The 3,221-nt window shown below is 65.5% G+C and carries 5 protein-coding genes; all 5 read left to right on the forward strand.

All coding sequences use genetic code 11. The features are described 5' to 3' along the window. The first annotated feature begins 107 nt into the window (after positions 1–107). A complete protein-coding gene (locus AB1609_19245; GenBank protein MEW6048578.1) occupies positions 108–425 on the forward strand; it encodes a TolC family protein in 318 nt (105 codons plus the stop codon). Between the two features lie 444 nt (positions 426–869). After that, positions 870–1,118, forward strand: a complete 249-nt coding sequence (locus tag AB1609_19250) for a type II toxin-antitoxin system HicB family antitoxin (GenBank protein MEW6048579.1) — start codon at positions 870–872, stop codon at positions 1,116–1,118. Continuing rightward, positions 1,115–1,324 carry a type II toxin-antitoxin system HicA family toxin gene (locus tag AB1609_19255; GenBank protein ID MEW6048580.1) on the forward strand — a complete coding sequence of 70 codons (210 nt, stop codon included), beginning with the start codon at positions 1,115–1,117 and terminating at the stop codon, positions 1,322–1,324. Before AB1609_19250 ends, AB1609_19255 begins: the two co-directional genes overlap by 4 nt. Positions 1,325–1,526: 202 nt before the next feature. Then, positions 1,527–1,670: a hypothetical protein gene (locus tag AB1609_19260; GenBank protein ID MEW6048581.1), complete on the forward strand. Its 144-nt coding sequence runs from the start codon at positions 1,527–1,529 to the stop codon at positions 1,668–1,670. A 359-nt stretch (positions 1,671–2,029) separates the two neighbouring features. Beyond that, on the forward strand, positions 2,030–3,221 hold a 1,192-nt coding region (locus AB1609_19265), incomplete at its 3' end, for an ISLre2 family transposase (GenBank protein ID MEW6048582.1).

Here is a 3,221-nt window from a genome sequence, read left to right on the forward strand (position 1 = left end):
GCTTGACGCGCGGAACTGACGTCTCTCTCCAGAGCAATGCCCCCGGGGACGTTCTATCTTCGTGAGCGGGTGGCGGCGCGGGCGTCCTGGGTGACGGCCTGTGGTGCGTGCCGTCCGGCCGGGAGGGTTGCGCCCGGTGCTATTGCCGGCCCCTCACACCCGATGGTATTCGCCGGAAGGCCGGCCTGGAGCAGGCGCGGGAAAACCACCGCCTGGCGTCCTTGCGTTACGAGGTGGGCGTGGGCACCGGCCCGGAGGTGCTGCAGGCCTCGGAGCAGCTCCTGCGCATCGAGTTGCAGTACGTCGAGGCCCTGTACAACTACCACCTGGCGCTGCTGACCTTCGAGACCGCCAAGGTGGCCCCGATTTCGGGCCTCTCGGCCGGTACCTCCACGAGCGGCAGCTCCTCGACCTCGACCCGGTAGCGGCACGGCCGGCCGCGGCCGGCGGCAAAAACGGGGCCTTCACGGCCCGGCCTGCGGCGAAGATAATACCGCTTCGTGCCGGCGGAGTAGCCGGCGGAGTAGAAGCGCAGGTTCCAGGGTCCGGCGCGCCGTCACGGCGCGGCCGGGCCCTTCGCTTTTTTGGAGACAGCCCCCGGCGCGGGCGGGATGGGCCGCGTCCTCCTTGCGGGAAGTTGGCGGGTGGTGTAAACTGGAGGCGGGCGCCGGACCCCGGCCGGAAGGGAGCGCGGGTGCGGGATTGCGGCAGGACGTTGCGCCGCCTTGCGCGGCGTGCGGGGGCGTACCGTCGGAGGTTGGCGCGGGCTTGCTCGCAGCCGTGGGCGGCTTGCCGGCGGAGCCGGATGAGGTGGTACAATACGGGTGGTCAGAAGGATGAGATGGTAAGGCGAAGGGGGATGATGTCCGATGCCGATCTTGAGCGCGTTTGTGGCGGCGGCCATGGCGGAAGCGCGGTACAAGGCACTGGACGACGGCACGTTTTTCGGCGAGATACCGCCGTGTCCGGGCGTGTGGGCCAATGAGAGCACGCTGGAGAGGTGCCGCGAGGTACTGCAGGAGGTTTTGGAAGAATGGCTTATCCTCAAACTTCGGGACCGGGATCCACTGCCGCGCCTGGGAGGAATTGATCTCAACCGTGTGGTGGCCGAGGCGTGAGGCCCGTCAGCAGGCAGGAGCTAATCCGGCGTTTGCGTCGCCTCGGTTTTGAGGGCCCCTTTTCCGGGGGGAAACATTCTTTCATGCGTCGCGGGCCGCTGAAGTTACGAATACCGAATCCGCACGAGGGTGACATCGGTCCCGCGCTCTTGAAGGAGATCTTGAGGCAGGCGGGCATCACCAGGGAAGAGTGGGAAAGAACGTGAGAGACCCCTTTGATGGCGTTCGCTTCCAACCAGGTGGCCGCGGACCTCACCCAGGACCTACCTCAACGCGGTGGGGGCCGACAGGCACAAGGTCCTGTAGTCCCTGAAGGCGGGTCTGGACCAGGCCCGGGAGAACCACCGCCTGGCGTCCCTTCGCTACGAGGTGGGCGTGGGCACCGGCTCCAGGCCTCGGAGCGGTGGCATGCGCCTCGAGTCCCGGTACGTCGAGGCCCTGTTCAACTACCACCTGGCGGTCCTGACCATCGAGACCGCTAGGGTGGCGGCGATCTCCGGCCTCTCGGCCGGTGCCTCCACGAGCGGCAGCTCCTCGACCTCGACCCGGTAGCGGCACGGTCGGCCGGCGGAGGGAAAGGAGTCTCACGAGGCGAGGGTCCGGGCCGCCGCATCTCGCGCGGCCGGGCCCTTGGCCTTTTGAGGCCGGCTCTGCCGGGGGTGGGGCCGATCTCCGTTGCAACGAAAATTACCCGGCCGGCAGGGCCGCGTGTCTGTGCCCCGGTGGCGGCGTGGGGCCGTGTTCGAGTAAAATTTGAGTGGGGGTAACAGGATACATTAGAGGAATAAGTTGGTTAAAGATACCGGGTTGTCGGTCCTGATAGAGGAGTGAGGTTTAGAAGAAGGAGAGAGAGGTCCTGTCCTCGAAGGTAGTGGCGACCAAACACACAACCCAGGAGGAGGGCCTCTCCCATGGAAACCTTGTTGGCCGCGATTAGCGATGGAACGAAGTGGAGTTTTTGCAAGCTGGAGAAGCTGGTTTTTGCGATTGTGGTGGAGATAATTCGTCGCGAGCTGGTCGAAATCCTGCATATGCTGGACGAGTATTTGATGGTCCACCGGGACAGCCAGCGGTACCGATTAAGGACCCGCAAAGAGCGCACCCTGGAGACCATGTTCGGCCCCATCACCTTTCGCCGGCGGTATTACTGGGACACCAAGGAACGCAAGCGGATATACCTGCTGGACGAACAACTGGGCCTGGGCAAGAGGGCGCAAGTGAGCCCGGTACTGGACGAACTGGCCATTTACTGGGCCACCAAAGGGAGTTCGTACCGCGACGCGCGCGACCGCCTGGAGGACCTTTACGGGTACCGCGTCATCAGCCACGAGACCATCCGCCGCCACCTCTTGCGCTGGGCAGAAAGCGTAAAAGCCCGGGAGGAAAGGGAAGCCGAGCGGGCTGAGGGGCAGCGCAAGGTGCCGGCCATATTCTTGGAGCCCGACGGCATCGTGGTGGCCCTCCAGCGCCCCCGGCGGCGGGATAGCCAACCGGAAGAGGAGACTCCCCGCCGGACCGAGGCCAAAATTTGCTTCAAGCACGAGGGGTGGGCACCGCGGTGGAGGGGCGCGGAAGACATGGGGGCCTGGCGCCTGGTGAACCCCGGCTACTATGCCAGCCTGGTGCGTGAGGGGTGGGTGTACTGGGAAGGCGTACGGGGGAATTTAAGCCGGGAATACACCGATTTAGACGAGACCCAGATCATCATCAACGGAGATGCCGCCAACTGGATCATAGCTGGCCTGGAACACTTCGGCCGGGCCATCTACCAGTACGACCGCTTCCACATCACGCGGGACCTGCGGCGGGCCTTGGCGGGCCAGCGGGAGCGGTGGCACGCGGCCCGGGAGGCACTCCAAGCGTCGGACCTGCCGGCGTTATTGAGGGAACTGGACCTGGCGCTGGCACAGGAAAAACTCCCCCGGCGCCGGGAAAGAATCATGGAACTGCGCCAGCGCATCACCCGTTATTGGGAGTATATCCGCGACTATCGGGAGCGGCTGGGAGAGGCGGCCGACCCCTCCTGGCAGGCCGTGGGGAGTGGTGAGGCCCACATTTCGCTCTTCGAGAACCGCCTTACGGGACACGGGCGGGCGTGGGGCA

It is taken from the genome of Bacillota bacterium (assembly GCA_040754675.1).
GTDB lineage: Bacteria > Bacillota > Limnochordia > Limnochordales > Geochordaceae > Geochorda.

Bases quoted from the DNA above. Each gene is read 5' to 3' on its own strand.
- AB1609_19260 (MEW6048581.1), top strand. From the start codon at position 1,527: ATGCGCCTCGAGTCCCGGTACGTCGAGGCCCTGTTCAACTACCACCTG.
- AB1609_19250 (MEW6048579.1), top strand. From the start codon at position 870: ATGCCGATCTTGAGCGCGTTTGTGGCGGCGGCCATGGCGGAAGCGCGG.